This window comes from Bacillus infantis (genome assembly GCF_050107595.1).
In the GTDB taxonomy this organism is placed as follows: Bacteria; Bacillota; Bacilli; order Bacillales; family Cytobacillaceae; genus Bacillus_AB; species Bacillus_AB infantis_C.
Genome location: NZ_JBNILH010000005.1, coordinates 222846 through 238593, shown reverse-complemented (window position 1 = coordinate 238593; position 15748 = coordinate 222846). Strand labels below are relative to the sequence as shown.

The 15748-nt window shown below is 46.3% G+C and carries 16 protein-coding genes; 15 read left to right on the top strand and 1 reads right to left on the bottom strand.

The features are described from left to right. Nucleotides 1-98: 98 nt before the first annotated feature. The 3 genes from helD to ACQCVH_RS12775 all read left to right on the top strand — a co-directional run bounded on the left by helD (nucleotide 99) and on the right by ACQCVH_RS12775 (nucleotide 3152). On the top strand, nucleotides 99-2420 hold the full coding sequence (gene helD / locus ACQCVH_RS12785; RefSeq protein ID WP_426836046.1) for an RNA polymerase recycling motor HelD: 2322 nt from the start codon (nucleotides 99-101) through the stop codon (nucleotides 2418-2420). Between the two features lie 123 nt (nucleotides 2421-2543). Continuing rightward, complete coding sequence (locus tag ACQCVH_RS12780; RefSeq protein ID WP_426836045.1) at nucleotides 2544-2891, top strand: hypothetical protein; 348 nt, start codon at nucleotides 2544-2546, stop codon at nucleotides 2889-2891. A 69-nt stretch (nucleotides 2892-2960) separates the two neighbouring features. Next, complete coding sequence (locus ACQCVH_RS12775) at nucleotides 2961-3152, top strand: hypothetical protein (RefSeq protein ID WP_224896804.1); 192 nt, start codon at nucleotides 2961-2963, stop codon at nucleotides 3150-3152. 35 nt (nucleotides 3153-3187) lie between these two features. Here the strand turns inward: ACQCVH_RS12775 and ACQCVH_RS12770 are convergent, their stop codons facing one another. Next, nucleotides 3188-4564, bottom strand: coding sequence for a dipeptidase (locus ACQCVH_RS12770; protein ID WP_426836044.1), 1377 nt, complete (start codon nucleotides 4562-4564; stop codon nucleotides 3188-3190). 595 nt (nucleotides 4565-5159) lie between these two features. On the opposite strand from ACQCVH_RS12770, the gene ACQCVH_RS12765 reads away from it, so the two are divergent. The 12 genes from ACQCVH_RS12765 to paaX all read left to right on the top strand — a co-directional run bounded on the left by ACQCVH_RS12765 (nucleotide 5160) and on the right by paaX (nucleotide 15746). Then, nucleotides 5160-5924 carry a TraR/DksA C4-type zinc finger protein gene (locus tag ACQCVH_RS12765; RefSeq protein ID WP_426836043.1) on the top strand — a complete coding sequence of 255 codons (765 nt, stop codon included), beginning with the start codon at nucleotides 5160-5162 and terminating at the stop codon, nucleotides 5922-5924. A gap of 877 nt (nucleotides 5925-6801) precedes the next feature. Then, the gene (locus ACQCVH_RS12760; protein ID WP_426836042.1) at nucleotides 6802-7230 is read left to right on the top strand and encodes a DUF6188 family protein; all 429 of its coding nucleotides are present in this window, start codon (nucleotides 6802-6804) and stop codon (nucleotides 7228-7230) included. Nucleotides 7231-7476: 246 nt separating this feature from the next. Next, nucleotides 7477-8811 carry a phenylacetate--CoA ligase family protein gene (locus tag ACQCVH_RS12755; protein ID WP_426836041.1) on the top strand — a complete coding sequence of 445 codons (1335 nt, stop codon included), beginning with the start codon at nucleotides 7477-7479 and terminating at the stop codon, nucleotides 8809-8811. 18 nt (nucleotides 8812-8829) lie between these two features. After that, nucleotides 8830-9786: a 1,2-phenylacetyl-CoA epoxidase subunit PaaA gene (gene paaA, locus ACQCVH_RS12750; protein ID WP_426836040.1), complete on the top strand. Its 957-nt coding sequence runs from the start codon at nucleotides 8830-8832 to the stop codon at nucleotides 9784-9786. Between the two features lie 15 nt (nucleotides 9787-9801). After that, nucleotides 9802-10167, top strand: coding sequence for a 1,2-phenylacetyl-CoA epoxidase subunit PaaB (gene paaB / locus ACQCVH_RS12745; protein WP_426836039.1), 366 nt, complete (start codon nucleotides 9802-9804; stop codon nucleotides 10165-10167). After that, complete coding sequence (gene paaC / locus ACQCVH_RS12740) at nucleotides 10136-10963, top strand: 1,2-phenylacetyl-CoA epoxidase subunit PaaC (protein WP_426836038.1); 828 nt, start codon at nucleotides 10136-10138, stop codon at nucleotides 10961-10963. The genes paaB and paaC overlap by 32 nt, the downstream gene beginning before the upstream one ends. Nucleotides 10964-10979: 16 nt before the next feature. Continuing rightward, nucleotides 10980-11480 carry a 1,2-phenylacetyl-CoA epoxidase subunit PaaD gene (gene paaD / locus ACQCVH_RS12735; protein ID WP_426836037.1) on the top strand — a complete coding sequence of 167 codons (501 nt, stop codon included), beginning with the start codon at nucleotides 10980-10982 and terminating at the stop codon, nucleotides 11478-11480. Between the two features lie 36 nt (nucleotides 11481-11516). Then, nucleotides 11517-11825, top strand: coding sequence for an EthD family reductase (locus tag ACQCVH_RS12730; protein WP_426836036.1), 309 nt, complete (start codon nucleotides 11517-11519; stop codon nucleotides 11823-11825). Nucleotides 11826-11838: 13 nt separating this feature from the next. Beyond that, complete coding sequence (locus ACQCVH_RS12725; RefSeq protein ID WP_426836035.1) at nucleotides 11839-12612, top strand: enoyl-CoA hydratase/isomerase family protein; 774 nt, start codon at nucleotides 11839-11841, stop codon at nucleotides 12610-12612. Between the two features lie 71 nt (nucleotides 12613-12683). Continuing rightward, nucleotides 12684-13547, top strand: coding sequence for a 3-hydroxyacyl-CoA dehydrogenase (locus ACQCVH_RS12720; protein WP_426836034.1), 864 nt, complete (start codon nucleotides 12684-12686; stop codon nucleotides 13545-13547). Further along, a complete protein-coding gene (locus ACQCVH_RS12715) occupies nucleotides 13544-14743 on the top strand; it encodes an acetyl-CoA C-acyltransferase (RefSeq protein ID WP_426836033.1) in 1200 nt (399 codons plus the stop codon). The genes ACQCVH_RS12720 and ACQCVH_RS12715 overlap by 4 nt, the downstream gene beginning before the upstream one ends. Nucleotides 14744-14870: 127 nt before the next feature. Next, nucleotides 14871-15746, top strand: a complete 876-nt coding sequence (gene paaX, locus ACQCVH_RS12710) for a phenylacetic acid degradation operon negative regulatory protein PaaX (RefSeq protein WP_426836032.1) — start codon at nucleotides 14871-14873, stop codon at nucleotides 15744-15746. Nucleotides 15747-15748 lie beyond the last annotated feature (2 nt).

The following is a 15748-nucleotide window of genomic DNA, read 5'->3' as shown; positions in this document are numbered from 1 at the left end:
TTTGAAAATATATATTATTATCTAATTAAATAGTAACACAGAAACACAAGTGGTGTCAACTGATAGCGGCCGTAATTTTTTCCGGGGAGTGTTTTTTTATGAGCAAACCAGCCGATAGCAAAGTAATGGAACAGCATCGGGTAAAAGAGATCGTTAAGATTGCAGACAGCAAGATGCACAAGCTTTTGGATAAAGGGTCTGCAGCAGGCTCAGATGTGCTTGAACTCAAAAAAACATTCTGGGAAGATGTTACAGTCAATCTGGATGAACCAGATGATGTAATTGAGACGTTTACGAGCATCAAGCAGCAGGCTGAGCTTTTGTCTGAAAGAGAAAGGACTAAAAGCCAGCTTGACCGGCAGCTGAGTACATTGGCAAAAATCAAGAACTCTCCCTATTTCGGAAGGATCGATTTCCATGAGGAAGGAGAAAAAGAGGAGGATGTCATCTATCTCGGGATATCCTCTCTTATGGATGAAGAGGATGAAAATTTTCTCGTCTATGATTGGCGGGCTCCAATTTCAAGCATGTATTATGATTATGCTCCCGGCCCTGCCCATTACAATACGCCAGAAGGAACCATTGAAGGAGAAATGCTGCTGAAGCGGCAGTTCATCATCAGAGGCGGGAAGATTGAAGGGATGTTTGATACAGGGCTGACGATTGGGGACCAGCTTCTTCAGGAGGTTCTCGGCAATAAGGCGAGCACCCAAATGAAGTCGATTGTAGCGACTATCCAAAAAGAACAGAATGAGATCATCCGCAATGAAAACAGCAAGGTGCTCATTGTACAGGGTGTTGCCGGAAGCGGGAAAACATCGGCTGCCCTCCAGCGTGTGGCCTATCTGCTTTACAGGCACAGAGGCACCCTTCAGGCGGACAATATTATGCTGTTTTCTCCGAATTCCCTTTTTAACAGCTATGTTTCAACCGTCCTTCCTGAACTTGGTGAGGAAAATATGTCACAGGCAACCTATCAGGAGTATATAACACGAAGCCTGGGCAGGGAGCTAGGTGTAGAAGATCCTTTTGATCAGCTGGAATCTATCCTTTCAGAAGAAGAGTCTCCTGAAAAAGAAATGAGGAAGAAGGCAATCAGGTTCAAGTCTGATACCGGATTTGTCGAAATGATTGATGCATATGCCGGGAAGCTCTCGGAGGAAGGGCTGCAATTTGAAGACCTGCGCTTCCGCGGAGAGACTCTTTTTTCCCATGAAGAGATCAGCCAGTATTTTTACTCACTGGATAAATCCATCTCCATCCCAAACCGGATGCAGCTGACGAAAGACTGGCTGCTGCAGGAGCTCCGGAAAATCCAAAAAGCGGAGCGGAAAAAAGAATGGGTGGAAGAGGAAATTCAGCTTCTCGATAAAATGGATTATCTGGAAGCCTTTAAAAAAGCACAGCAGAGGCAAAATAAAAACGGTGAGAACTTTGATGAATTTGAACAAGAGCAGAAGTTCCTTGAGAACATGGTGGTCAATAAAAGATTCAAAGGACTGAAAAGCAGGGTGAAGAACTTAAAGTTCCTTGATGTGTTCACCACCTATGAGCAGCTTTTCCGCAAAGATCATCTACTGGATGAATCTCTTTTACCGGAAAACTGGAATGCTGTCTGCACGATTACCACAGCAAATCTGAATAGGAAAAGAATCCCATACGAAGATGCCACGCCATACCTATACCTGCAGCATCTCCTGGAAGGGAGGAAGCAGGATACAGGCATCAGGCATGTGTTCATTGATGAAGCCCAGGATTATTCTCCTTTCCAGTTTGCTTATATCAAAGAGCTGTTTCCATACAGCAGGCTCACTCTCTTAGGCGATGTGAACCAGGCGGTTTATACTCATTCCATCGGTGCCACTACGCTGTACCACGGCCACGAGGAAGAAGCGAAGACCATCATGCTGACAAAAAGCTACCGCTCTTCCAGGCCAATTGTAGAATTCACTAGGTCCCTTATCAGCGGCGGGGATCTTGTTGAGCCATTTAATCGGGAAGGCAGACTTCCTGCAGTGGTATTTGAAGAGAGCAGGGAATCTTTACATGCTAAAATTGCCAAAACAGTGGAAAGGCAGCTGCAAGATGGTTATAAATCAATCAGCATAATCTGCAGGACGGCAAAAGAGAGCAAGGCAGCATTTGAAGGCTTGAAGGAATTGCTGCCGGATGTGCGGCTGATTGAAAAGGGAACCATCTCCTATGAAAAAGGCGTCACCATCATTCCGGCTTATTTGGCAAAAGGCATCGAGTTTGACGCCGTCATCATTTATGATGCTTCTGCCTATGATCATGAAAGTGACCGGACCATTTTTTATACTGCCTGCACGAGGGCCATGCATGAGCTTGATATTCTATATACAGGCAGGAAAAATGATTTTATCCTTGAAGTGGAACCAAAACTGTATACGACTAAGTAACTTCTTAATGGCATTGAGCGCAAACTCAATGCCTTTTTCCATGTTTTGCTCATTAAAAAGAGGTTTTGGAGGTATCCATTAGGGAAAAATCGAAAGAGATACCGGAAGGAGTGAAGATACATAATGGCTGAGTCAAAAGTGGCAGGCGTGTTCTCCTCTGCTGATGAGATCATCCGGAAAGCAGCGGATACTGCTTCAGGAGAAAGCTTTATAGTAGTCAGCAGGGATGGTGCAGAGGCGGACAAGCTGAAAGAGATAACAGGGTTGCAGGTTGAAATGGTTAAACATTCACCTTCAAATGATGGTCCGGTCTTCCGGAATCTTGCTACAGCGTTTGAACAGGATGGAGAAGATCCAGCGCTTTCCAGTGTTCTTGGGAGGCTTTCAGACCTTGGCATGTCAGACCTGGATGCCCGGGAAGTCCTGGGGTATGCAGAAGATGGTCTGCTTGTACTCTTAAGAACAAACTGATCTATCGCGGTTTGGAACCTTCCTTCGGGTGAAGGTAATTAATATAGAATATTAGAGGAGATGTTTGAAATGGAAAATTTTAAAATTGTTTACACATTTGAAAAAGGCCTGGAGGTCACTGAGGAAATTGAGGCCGAAAGCCGGTCAGAGGTTATCGGGAGGATCAAGGATCTCGAAGGCTTCATTGAATTTACCGATAAAGAGGAAAATTATCACCGTTTCAGCTTTGATGATGTAAAGCTGGTTTCAATTAAGAAATAAAGAAAAGGCGCTGAGAAGCGCCTTTTCCTATGGTTTCAGAATTGTTCTTCCGCAAGATCCTGCCAGTAATGGCAGAGTGTCTGCAACCCTTTATCAAAGTTCTCAAGGTGAAAATGCTCATTTGGAGCATGGAAGTTTTCATCCGGCAGACCGAAGCCCATCAGGACGACTGGCAGCCCCAGGAGCTGGTCGAAAACGGAAACGATCGGGATCGATCCCCCTCCGCGGGTGAACGCCGCCGGCACACCGTATACTTTTTCATAAGCTTTTCCGGCAGTCTGGATGGCCGGGTGGTCAAACGGAGTAACATAAGGCGCTCCTTTGTCAAATAAGGTAACGCTCAGTTCTACACCAGGAGGAGTGTTCTTTTTGATATGTTCCTCGAGCAGGCGGGCGATTTCATCTGGATCCTGGTTGGGGACAAGGCGGCAGGTGATTTTGGCTGATGCCCGGGAAGGGATGACCGTTTTGATCCCTTCACCCTGGAAGCCTCCGCCGATTCCATTCACTTCTAAAGTCGGTCTGACCCAAAGCCTTTCAACAGTTGAATACCCGGATTCTCCAAACAGCTCCTTTACACCGGCCTGTAATCTAAAGCTGTCATCCTCTAAGCCAAGTGCTTTATATGCCTCTTTTTCCTGCTCAGTCAATGTTTCCACCTGATCATAGAAGCCGTCGACCAAAATTTTTTTGTCAAAGTCATGGAAGGAAGACACAATACCGGCCAAAGCGTGTATTGGATTTTGCACTGCTCCTCCATATAATCCGGAATGCAGATCGGCATTTGCACCTTTTAAGTCAATCTGAAGCCCGCAAAGCCCCCTTAGTCCATAGCAAATGGAGGGCCTGCCTTTTTCCATCATGCTGGTATCCGAAATCACTGCTGCATCTGCAGAAAGAAGTGCTTTATGCTCCTGAGCAAATTCCGGCAGATTGGGACTGCCGACTTCTTCTTCACCTTCTATGCAGAACTTAAAATTGACAGGAGCAGTCCCATTCACCTTCAACAGCGCTTCAAAAGCCTTAATATGCATGAACACTTGTCCTTTATCATCGCTCGCTCCCCTGGCAAAGATTTTTTCGTCCCTGATTTCGGGATCGAAAGGCGCACTTTGCCAGAGTTCGAGCGGATCGGCTGGCTGAACATCATAATGGCCATAAATCAGGACGGTCGGCTTGCTCTCATCTCTTATGTAGTCTCCATATACCACCGGATGGCCTGATGTAGCAAAAATTTCAACATTTTCTGCACCTGCTTTTACAAGCGCCTTCGCAGTCCATTCTGCTGCCTTTCTGACATCTTCCTTATGATCCGGCAGGGCGCTGATGCTGGGAATAGATAAATACTCCGTCAGCTCCTTCAGGTGGGTGTCGCGTTCTTTTTTCAAATAATTGAATACATCGTTTAGCATAGCTGCAGCCTCCTATTTCTACTGGGTGGGTTTATTTCCTCAGCCGGCATAGCAAATGGCAAATAAATATTCTATATTCTCTAAAGCTGTTTAGAAAACCTCCCTCTTGTAAAAATTCTGTCAATTTTTTTAGCAATAGCATATAAAATTATTTTGGTGCATTAGTAAGCCCAGTGGATAAAGTGGAACTTTATTCCTTAGAGGGAGCATTGATCACTGCTGTCCATTTTAGGCGGACTGATCTGGAAGATAATCAGGCTTTGCCGTTCTTTTGCATAATGTATTGATGCAGACCAGGCCATTTTGGAGCAATCTGCCTTGGTAGGCTTACCTGCTGATCGCCGGGATTGCAGCTGCAAGCTATTATGAATAGAATAAGCAGAAAACTGTAAAGGGGAGACTGGCATACTGGCACGTTTCCGAAAAAGGATCATTCAGGGTCTAAAAATTGGAAATGAACAAAGGGAGGGTCTATTGGCCTTTCCTTTTTTTTATGGATCGGGTTTTTAGGAAAGCGTTCATTTAACACTATTTAACACTCATGAGATTGCACCGTACATCCCAAAATATAGGTAGAACAAAACAGAAGGGAGAGATGGAAATCTTGCTTACTAAAGACGAAATAGCAGCGTTCCGTTCCCAGCTATTGCATGAAAAAAAAGATCTCGAAGAAAGATTTCAATCTAATGATAATTTTGACCTGACAAGGGACCATCCCCATGAATCTGTCGGGGAGCTGTCCAGCTATGATAACCATCCTGGTGACGAAGGAACTGAGCTGTACGAACGCGAGAAGGACCTCGCACTGAACGAGCACTATAAGCTTGAACTGAGCAATATCCTGAATGCGCTGCAGGCAATCGACCAGGGAACCTATGGCATCTGTGAAGTATGCCATAAAGAAATTCCAAAAGAACGCCTTGAAGCTCTGCCAAATACAACGTACTGTAAGGAGCACAGCCCTGACCAGGTTACTTCACATGAAAGGCCGATTGAAGAAGGGGTGCTGATGCCTCCTTTCGGCAAATTCGACATGGATGAACAGGATGAAAATGTATCATTTGATGCCGAGGATGCGTGGCAGGAGGTCGAAAGCTGGGGCAACTCCGAGACTCCTTCCGACTTTATTGTTCCGCATGACCATTATAATGATACCAATATCGAAGCAGAAGAAAATACCGGCTATGTCGAGGATTATGAAAACTTCATTGGTACAGATATTGAAGGCAAGAACATTACAGTATACCCAAATGCACAGCATGAAAGGTATGAAGAGGCGCTCGATGAAGAAGGCATCATGACAACCTTCGGCGACCTTCCTGCCTATGAACATGATCCATATGTCGAAGACGAAAGCTGACTCTTAGGAGTTGGCTTTTTTGTTGGTGCAGGATGATAGTTCCAGCTTGGGGAATTCTTTAACATGCTCTGCTGCTGAGACGGGTCATAGCCTGCGTTCCTTACACAGACAAGTCTTTTACTGTTTTCTTTGTGGCTCAACAGATACACCGTGAATTCCGAAAATGGTGGTTAATGATTTGGCATGCTATTTTTTCAAGGATATAATAAAAGAAACATAAAGGGATGAAAAGATAATTTTAAGTCAGGTATAGAAAAAACAAAGGAATTTGGATAAAGGATTTGGAACCCTCTGAAAAAGGCAATCAGGGGGACTTAGATAAGGGCTGTGGAACCTTCTAAACACGGAAAAACCAAATTAGAAGGCCTTAATTGAGCAATATGGAACCCTCTAAACCGAAATAACCAAATCAGAGGGCCTCAAACGAGCAATATGGAACCCTCTAAACCGGAAAAACCAAATCAGAGGGCCTCAAACGAGCAATATGGAACTCTCTAAACCGGAAAAACCAAATCAGAGGGCCTCAAACGAGCAATATGGAACCCTCTAAACCGAAATAACCAAATCAGAGGGCCTCAAACGAGCAATATGGAACCCTCTAAACCGGAAAAACCAAAACAGAGGGCCTCAAACGAGCAATATGAAACCCTCTAAACCGAAAAACTCAAAACAGAGGGCCTCAAACGAGCAAACTCAATCCCTTCTACTAAAAAATAAACAAAAAGCTCCCATTCAAACAGGCAGCTTTTGAAAAAACCATATAATCCTAATATCATACATACAAAAACGATTAACCTACTTTTTATAATAATGGAAGGTGCTTACAGACCAGTGCTGCGTTTTAAAAGAAGTATACAAAGCTGGGAGAATAAACTATATGAGCAAACTAAGTGGTATCGATTTTTCGCATTTTGAAAGACAATCTATTGTCAATGTCATTATTGGCTCAAATTCTCTGCTTGAAGTGGATTTTACAGCAGGAGGGCTTGTCGCTGAGTGTCCATGGAGGCTCCAGCGTGAAAATAAAATCCTGGCTGGAAGCAGCGATTCACGCGATGTTCCTGCAAATGTACAGCTCAAAGAGTCACTCATTGGCTGCCAGGTGAGTGAAGTAAACTTTATGGAAGAAGTTAAGATGCTGCGCATCATTTTTTCCGGCTCAATTGTTCTGGATTTATTTCATGACAGCTGCCATTTTGAGGGATGGGAATTATACAGTGAGGATGGATTTACATTTATTTCGCTGCCTGAAGGGGACTTTTCTCTCCAGGAATTATGCACACCACAAGGCCAATGCAGGGAATAGTAAGATAATAAACAAGCCGGCAGGAGATAAAATTCTCCTGCCGGTTTTTATCATTCTTTACAGGAGCATCGAATAATTACCGGAGATGCCGAAAGAAGACTCTGCCATTCAGCAATTTATATTGGATTGAATTTTCTGAAAAATAAATTGACAACGTTTTTTATTCGGGTTATCTTAATTATATAACAGTTAGTTAACGAAACGAATTTTTAACGTTATATTAAAAATGGGAATAGGTGGTGTCCTTTGATTCTTCATAGCATTGAAAATGCGAGCAGAGAAAGTATTGATATGGTCCAGTTGGCAGGGCTTAAGAGTACAGCTGCAAGAGTTTTTCGCGAAGTGCCATTTTACAGGCAAAGATTTTCTGAAGCTAACCTATTACCCCAGGACATTCAGACACTTGAAGATACACAAAAACTGCCATTTACAGAGAAAGCCGATCTAAGGAGCCAGTACCCGTTTGGCCTTTTTGCTGTTCCGTTGGATAAAGTGGTCCGTCTGCATGCATCTTCTGGCACAAGCGGGAAGCCGACAGTGGTCGGGTATACAAAGAAGGATATTGATATTTGGACAGAGCTTGTCGCCCGTGCCATTGCGCTGGGTGGCGGACAGCCAGGCGAACGCCTGCATAATGCCTATGGCTATGGACTTTTTACTGGGGGACTTGGCTTGCATTATGGAAGTGAACATCTCGGTATGGCCACTGTCCCTGTTTCAGGCGGCAACACAGAACGGCAGATCATGCTCATTCAGGATTTCAAACCTTCAGTTATATGCGGAACTCCTTCTTATATTTTGAATCTTGCAGAGAAGATGGAGGAAATGGGGATAGATCCTGGAGAAACATCGCTGAAATACGGGATATTCGGTGCAGAGGCCTGGTCGGAAGAAATGCGGGAGGTTCTGGAAAGGAAGCTTGCTATCAAAGCCTGCGACATTTACGGCTTAAGCGAGGTCATGGGTCCAGGCATCAGCATGGAATGCCATGAAGCTCAGGATGGGCTGCATATAGCTGAAGACCATTTTATTGCGGAGGTCATTGATCCGGAAACTTTGAAAGCGCTTCCCTATGGATGTGAGGGTGAACTCGTCTTTACGAGCATTTCGAAGGAGGCTTTTCCTGTCATCCGCTACCGCACTGGCGACATTGCAAGCCTGTCAAAGGAACCGTGCAGATGCGGCAGGACAACTGCCAGGATGTCGAGGGTAAAAGGCAGGATTGACGATATGCTTAATATCAATGGCGTTAATGTTTTTCCTTCCCAGATTGAAAGCTGTCTGGTTGGCCAGGAAGATATCTCCCCTCACTATCAGATTGCACTCCATTCCCGCAATGCGCTGAAATCACTTGTCCTTCACATTGAATTGGAGGAAGGATGTTTTTCCAATATAGGCGGTGATTTAGGCTCTGATTATGCGAAAGGAGTTCAAAAGAGACTTAAAGACCATTTAAAATCGCAATGCTATATTTCCATTTCCGTTGAGCTTCATCCGCCGAAAAGCATTCCCCGGTCTGAGGGAAAAGCCGTGAGAATTATTGATCATACTAATGCCCCTAAAGCGATAAGCGGGATTTGAAAGAAGGAGGCTGACATTATGGCAGGACAGCTGTATTCTTCTTTATCAGAAGAGGAAAAGCTGGAGTACTTTATGGACAGGATTTCAGATGGGGAAAAAATAGAAGCTGATGATTGGATGCCTGAAGATTACAGGCTTACGCTCATCAAGCTGATCAGCATGCATGGGATCAGCGAAATCATGGGTGCGCTTCCTGAAAAGGAGTGGGTTCCCAAAGCTCCGACACTAAAAAGGAAGCTTGGCATAATGGCCAAGGTGCAGGATGAAATGGGCCACGGACAGCTTTTGCTTCGGGTGGCAGAGGATCTGATGCTGCCGCTTGGGAAAAGCCGAGATGATATTATGGAAGATCTTTTTACCGGGAAGCTTAAATTCCATAATGTTTTTCATATGGAGGCGCCGACATGGGGGGACGCCGGGCTTATAGGCTGGCTTGTGGACGGTGCAGCCATCATTACTCAAACGAATATGCTTGGTTCATCTTATGGTCCTTATGCAAGAGCATTAAAACGAATCTGCGCCGAAGAGGTTTTCCATGCCCAGCATGGAGAGGCGATCATCATGGCATTGGCCGAGGGGACAGAAAAGCAGAGAGAGCTGGTCCAGGATGCGGTCAATCGCTGGTGGGAAGCATTGCTGATGTTTTTTGGCCCGGCAGATGCCCGGGCGACAGGTACGTCCAAGCAGGATATTACGATTAAGTACAAAATCAGGACGAAAACAAATGAAGAGCTGCGCCAGGATTTCTTTTCCAAGTATGTGCCAAGGATTCTTTCACTCGGATTGACCATACCTGATCCGACCCTGGGATACAGTGAAGATACAGGATGGACATATAAACAGCCTGACTGGAGCCGCTTTAAGGAAATTATCAGCAACAGCGGGCCAAAATCGGCTGAAAGGCTGAGACTGCGCCGTGATGCCTATCGGTCCTCCCAATGGGTTCGGGATGCACTGAGTGTGCAGGCTAATTAAGAAAGGAGGGAGCATGTGCCTGCTTCTGAATTTTACAGTGAATACGAAGTGTTCAGCAAAAAAACCGATACGTCACCTATGCAGCATCAGTTTTCGCTGCTGGCGCCAAACGAAGAGCTTGCCCTTGTTTTTGCACAGGAAAATTTCATGAGAAGAGAGCAGGTGGCCGACATCTGGGTCGTCAAGCGTTCCCAGATCCGCAAGATGGATCCGGAGGAGAGGCTCACCCTTCAGCGGCTCGATAACAAGGATTACAGGACCGCTAAGGGATACGGATATTTAAAGAAGAAATGGCGGCAGTACGAACAGAATATGCTTGATGAAAAAGAAATTCTTTCTTGGGGAGGGAATGGGAACATTGACAGTCGATCTGAAGGCTGAGCTGCCCGGAAAAAAAGCTTCCAGGGCTGCCATTGAACTATTATACCAGCTCGCTGATGACGATTTCATCCTTTCATACCGAGGATCAGAGTGGCTCGGCCTTGCCCCGCATATTGAAGAGGATGTTGCTTTTTCCTCTATAAGCCAGGACACCATGGGGCATGCCGCTATGTTTTATCAGATCCTGGAGGAAGCGGGGGAAGGAAACTCAGATGATTTGGCTCATTTAAGAAAGGCTGAAGAAAGAAGGAACAGCATACTCGCCGAAAGAGCGAATGGGCCAGGCCATTATCTGCAGAATCCGCAGTATGATTGGGCTTTTGCTGTCGTCCGTAATTTTTTCTATGTATACGCAAAGAAAGTGAAAATGGAATCGCTGAAAACTTCCTCCTTTCTTCCGCTCCGGACAGCTGCCGTAAAAATAAGTATGGAACTGCACTACCATCTCCTTCATTGGAAAACCTGGTTCCTGCAGCTGATGCAGGCCGGCGGGGAGGCCAGGAGGCGCATGGAGGAAGCGGCATCCAGCATCTATACCATGATGGGGGACCTCCTGAATCTGGGTCCGCTCGCAGAAGAAATGCAGGCCGAGGGTCTAATAGCCGGGGAAGACCAGTTATTAAAAAGTCTGAAAGCAAACCTGTCATCTGTATTTGAAGCAGCCGGCTCTCTTGTTCCGCGCCAATATGGGCTCGAACTTGGGAATGGGAGAGAAGGCAAGCATACAAAAGACTTAACAGAAGCTTTGGACACACTTTCTGAAGTGTACCGAAGCGACCCGGCAGCAGGCTGGTGAAAAAGGAAGTGCATATATGGACAAAGCCAGAAGCGAGATCGAGCAATCGATTCTCGGAGCGTTAGATCTAGTCAAAGATCCGGAAATTCCGGCTGTCTCCATTATTGAACTTGGAATGGTCGAAAAAGTACAGGCGGAGAAAGAAAGAATTGTGATTGAGCTTTTGCCCACTTTTCTGGGATGTCCTGCCCTTGAAATGATTCAAAAGAGCGTTGAAGAAAAACTCCGGGCTTTGGAACTCAAACAGTCCTTTGAAGTGCGTTTCATCTATGATCCTCCCTGGACTTCTGACCGTATTTCCGAGACAGGCAAAACGCATCTGAAGGAATTCGGCATCGCGCCGGCTCCGGAAAGAATGGAAGAAACAGGAGAATGGAAGGTGGATTGCCCTTACTGCGGCTCTCCTTACACCACTCTTGAAAATATATTCGGACCGACTGCATGCAGGAGCCTCCTGTACTGCCGTGCATGCAAGAATCCTTTTGAAGCAATGAAGCCGGTATCCAGCCTTTTATAGGCATAAATAAACTTATAGATTGAAAGGATGATAGAAATGGTAAAATTGATCGCGCTTTACAAGCACCCGGAAAATAAGGAAGCCTTCGATGAACATTATTTTCAAACCCATGTACCCCTCACAGCCAAGATCCCGGGGCTTCGGGAAATGAAGGTTACCAGAATAACCGGCAGTCCCATGGGTGGAGAAGGCAAGTATTATCTTATGTGCGAAATGTTTTATGACAGCCATGAAGCACTCAAAGCTGCCATGAAAACTGATGAAGGGAAAGCCTCCGGAAAAGATGCCATGTCTTTTGCCGGAGATATTATCACCCTGATGATCGGCGAAGAAACAAAAGAATAAGGGGGCGTTGCCCATGTATCAGACAATTATTTATGAAGCTGAAGGAAAAATTGCCTGGATCAGGCTCAACAGGCCGGAAAAGCTGAACGCTTTTACAGCTGAACTCAACAGTGAAATTGGGCAGGCTTTGCGGGAGGCCGGATCTGACCCTAAGATAAGAGCGATTGTCATAACCGGCGAAGGCAGGGCTTTCTGTTCGGGCGAGGATCTTGGCAGTGTGAGCGAAAATACAGATCATGGAGAAATTTTGCGGAAAAGGTACAATCCTATGGTCATGGATCTGTATCATTGTGAAAAGCCTGTCATTGCAGCAGTAAATGGTATTGCAGCAGGGGCAGGAATGAGCCTGGCGCTCGCCTGCGATTTCCGGCTTGTCTCCGATAAGGCAAGCTTCATTCAATCTTTTATACATGTTGGCCTGATTCCTGATGCAGGCAATATGTTCTTCCTGCCCAGGCTGATTGGCCAGGCAAAAGCGCTTGAGCTTGCCCTACTGGGGGAAAAAGTGACTGCTGAAGAAGCTTTGCGGCTTGGACTGGCGACCAGGGTGATTCCCCACGAAAGCTGGGAGGAGGGTGTAAGACTGTTCGCTGATCGAGCAGCAGCCCTCCCGACAGCAGCCGCAGGCTTGATTAAAAAGCAGCTGAAGGATTGCTGGGAACTGAATCTCGCTGATTACCTGGAAGAGGATGCAAAAGGACAGCGGTTGGCCGGGCTTACGAGAGACCATCAGGAAGGTGTTCAGGCTTTTCTCGAGAAAAGGAAGGCAGCTTTTATAGGCATGTAGCTTCACACTTGAAATCTTGGCACTCGCTCCTGGGTGCTTTTTCTATTCAATTCGCGTACGGGGGGATAAGAATGAAAAAGATAGTGGTCATCGGCTCCGGGGTCATGGGCAGGGGCATTGCTTATGTCAGTGCATCCAGCGGTTTTCAGACTGTCCTGGTTGACATCAGCGATTCCCAGCTCAAGGATGCTGAAAAAGAAATTTCATCAATCGTGCATAAGGGTGTGCAGAGAGGGAAGCTGACAGAAAATGAGGTTTCTGGTATCTGGGAGAAGCTGCATTTTTCAGTCAGCCTTGCAGCTAATGCTGCCGAGGCCGACCTCATCATTGAGGCTGTCCCTGAAAAGCTTGAGATTAAGAGGAATATATTCGAGGTGATTGATCAACATGCGCCGCCGCACTGCATCTTTGCAAGCAATACCAGCACAATGAGTCCAACGGAAATCGGTTCTTTTACCGGCAGGCCGGACAGGGTGCTGGCCATGCACTTTTTTAATCCGGTTCACAGGATGCCGCTTGTGGAGATTGTAAAAGGGCTTGAGACGAGCGATGAGTGTGTTGAATATATACGGCAGACTGCAGCAGAAATGGGCAAAGAAACCGTCATCATCAATGAATTCCCAGGGTTTGTTACCAGCCGAATCAGCGCCCTTGTTGGCAACGAAGCTTTCTATATGCTTCAGGAAGGGGTAGGGTCTCCTGAGGAAATCGACAAAGCGGTAAAGTTGGGGCTCAATTACCCGATGGGCCCATTTGAACTGGGGGACTTGGTAGGTCTTGATACAAGGCTGAACAATCTCAAATATCTTCATGAAAAGCTTGGTGAAAAATACAGGCCGGCACCTCTTCTTGAGCAGTACGTTAAAGCAGGCCGGCTTGGAAGGAAGTCAGGCCGCGGCGTTTATGAATACGGGATAAAGGAGCTGAAGCAATGAGGGAAGCTGTCATCATCGATGCTGTACGCACCCCGGTCGGCAGGTATAAAGGGCTCCTGAAAACTGTCCGCCCTGATGATCTTGCAGCTGCCGCCATAAAAGGATTGCTGGCAAGAAATCCACAGGTACAGCCTGGGGACATTGAGGAAGTCGTGTTGGGAAATGCCAATCAGGCCGGTGAAGATAACCGGAATGTGGCCAGGATGGCAGCGCTTCTGGCAGGGCTGCCGGTCGAAACAGCAGGTACGACAGTTAATCGGCTTTGCGGTTCAGGTCTTGATACGGTCAATTATGCGGCAAGGGCTATATTGGCTGGGGAAGGTGATATTTTTATTGCAGGAGGGACAGAAAGCATGACAAGAGCTCCCTTTGTCATGGCCAAGCATGAAAATGAGTTCCAGAGGGGGAATATGCAACTATATGACACCACAATCGGCTGGCGTTTTACTAACCCTTCATTAATGGAGATGTATGGAGCGGAATCGATGCCGGAAACTGCTGAAAATGTAGCAAAGAAATTCGGGATATCCAGGGAAAAGCAGGATCTCTTCGCTTTTGAAAGCCAGATGAAAGCGAAGGCAGCGATAGCGGAGGGAAGGCTGACAGATGAAATAATCCCGGTAAGCTTAAACAAAGGTGAGGCAAAAACCGTCTCGGCTGATGAGCATCCCCGCCCAAATACAACCTTTGAGAAGCTGGGCCAGCTGAAGCCCCTGTTTTCCGGAGGGACAGTAACCGCAGGAAATTCATCCGGCATCAATGATGGGGCATCTGCCCTCTTGCTGATGAGTGCGGACAAAGCGCTGGCATTAGGGCTCAAGCCGCTGGCAAAATACACAGCTTCCGCTGTTGCAGGTGTTGAACCTTCAATCATGGGAATCGGCCCTGTGCCGGCTGCCAGAAAGGCCATTGAACGGGCAGGCATTTCAATCGATGAGATAGACCTCATTGAGTTGAACGAGGCTTTTGCAGCCCAGTCGATTGCCTGCATTGAACAGCTTGGCCTTGATCCTGCCCGCGTTAATGTAAATGGAGGCGCCATCGCGTTTGGCCATCCCCTTGGAGCAAGCGGGGCAAGGATTTTGACTTCACTTGTCCATGAAATGAATAGAAGGAAAAGCCGCTATGCCATGGCGGCGATGTGCGTGGGTGTAGGGCAGGGAATCGCATCGATCCTGGAGCGGTGGGAACAATAAGATCCCTCTGTTTCAAAAATAAGAATTTTCATGTAATATATATATGTTGCCACAAAAGAGGCCGGGCCATCCGTCTCTGCAGCATGGGACAGCATATGGCAGAAGGAAAGAAAAGGATGAAGAAGCTTTGAATACAAGATCAATGATATTTACATTGTATGGAGATTATATCTCCCACTACGGAAGCAAAATCTGGATAGGCAGCCTGATCAGGCTTTTAAGTGAATTCGGGCATAATGACCAGTCGGTGAGGGCAGCTATTTCCAGGATGAATAAGCAAGGCTGGGTGCAAGCCGAAAAGGCAGGCAATAAGAGCTATTATTCTCTGACTGAGCGGGGCCGTAAAAGAATAGAAGAGGCCGGGAAACGGATCTTCAAGCTGAAGCCGGAAGAATGGGACGGCAAATGGCGCATGCTTATGTACACAATACCGGAGGAAATCAGATCTGTCAGGGATGAACTGAGAAAAGAACTGGTCTGGAGCGGATTCGGCTCTTTCTCCAGCAGCTGCTGGATTTCAGCGAATAACCTGGAGAAGCAGGTTTCCGATCTGATTGATAAATATAAAATTGAAGAATATGTGGACTTTTTCATCGCCGAATATGAAGGTCCTCATGAGAATAGAAGGATTGTCGAAAAAAGCTGGGACCTGGACGAAATCAATGGGAAATACCAGAGGTTCATCAGTGAATACAGCGAGAAATACATTATCGCAAAGAGCAGGATCCAGAAAGGGCTTATGACAGATGCAGACTGTTTCGTGGAAAGGACAAAGCTGGTACACGAATACAGGAAATTTCTTTTCGTCGATCCAGGCCTGCCTGCGGAGCTTCTTCCCGATCAGTGGCTCGGAGCCCATGCAGCTTCGCTGTTTAGCGGCTATTATAAAGAACTCGCAGAACCCGCATCCCGTTTTTTTGAAGCTGTATTCAAAGATGGCAATGAAATCGGCAGCAGGGAAGATGATTATGATGTTTTGGATCATCCCTATATCCTTGAATGAAA

Coding starts and splice junctions, on each gene's coding strand:
- helD (WP_426836046.1), top strand. CDS start 99: ATGAGCAAACCAGCCGATAGCAAAGTAATGGAACAGCATCGGGTAAAA.
- ACQCVH_RS12780 (WP_426836045.1), top strand. CDS start 2,544: ATGGCTGAGTCAAAAGTGGCAGGCGTGTTCTCCTCTGCTGATGAGATC.
- ACQCVH_RS12775 (WP_224896804.1), top strand. CDS start 2,961: ATGGAAAATTTTAAAATTGTTTACACATTTGAAAAAGGCCTGGAGGTC.
- ACQCVH_RS12770 (WP_426836044.1), bottom strand. CDS start 4,564: ATGCTAAACGATGTATTCAATTATTTGAAAAAAGAACGCGACACCCAC.
- ACQCVH_RS12765 (WP_426836043.1), top strand. CDS start 5,160: ATGGAAATCTTGCTTACTAAAGACGAAATAGCAGCGTTCCGTTCCCAG.
- ACQCVH_RS12760 (WP_426836042.1), top strand. CDS start 6,802: ATGAGCAAACTAAGTGGTATCGATTTTTCGCATTTTGAAAGACAATCT.
- paaA (WP_426836040.1), top strand. CDS start 8,830: ATGGCAGGACAGCTGTATTCTTCTTTATCAGAAGAGGAAAAGCTGGAG.
- paaC (WP_426836038.1), top strand. CDS start 10,136: ATGGGAACATTGACAGTCGATCTGAAGGCTGAGCTGCCCGGAAAAAAA.
- paaD (WP_426836037.1), top strand. CDS start 10,980: ATGGACAAAGCCAGAAGCGAGATCGAGCAATCGATTCTCGGAGCGTTA.
- ACQCVH_RS12730 (WP_426836036.1), top strand. CDS start 11,517: ATGGTAAAATTGATCGCGCTTTACAAGCACCCGGAAAATAAGGAAGCC.
- ACQCVH_RS12725 (WP_426836035.1), top strand. CDS start 11,839: ATGTATCAGACAATTATTTATGAAGCTGAAGGAAAAATTGCCTGGATC.
- ACQCVH_RS12720 (WP_426836034.1), top strand. CDS start 12,684: ATGAAAAAGATAGTGGTCATCGGCTCCGGGGTCATGGGCAGGGGCATT.
- ACQCVH_RS12715 (WP_426836033.1), top strand. CDS start 13,544: ATGAGGGAAGCTGTCATCATCGATGCTGTACGCACCCCGGTCGGCAGG.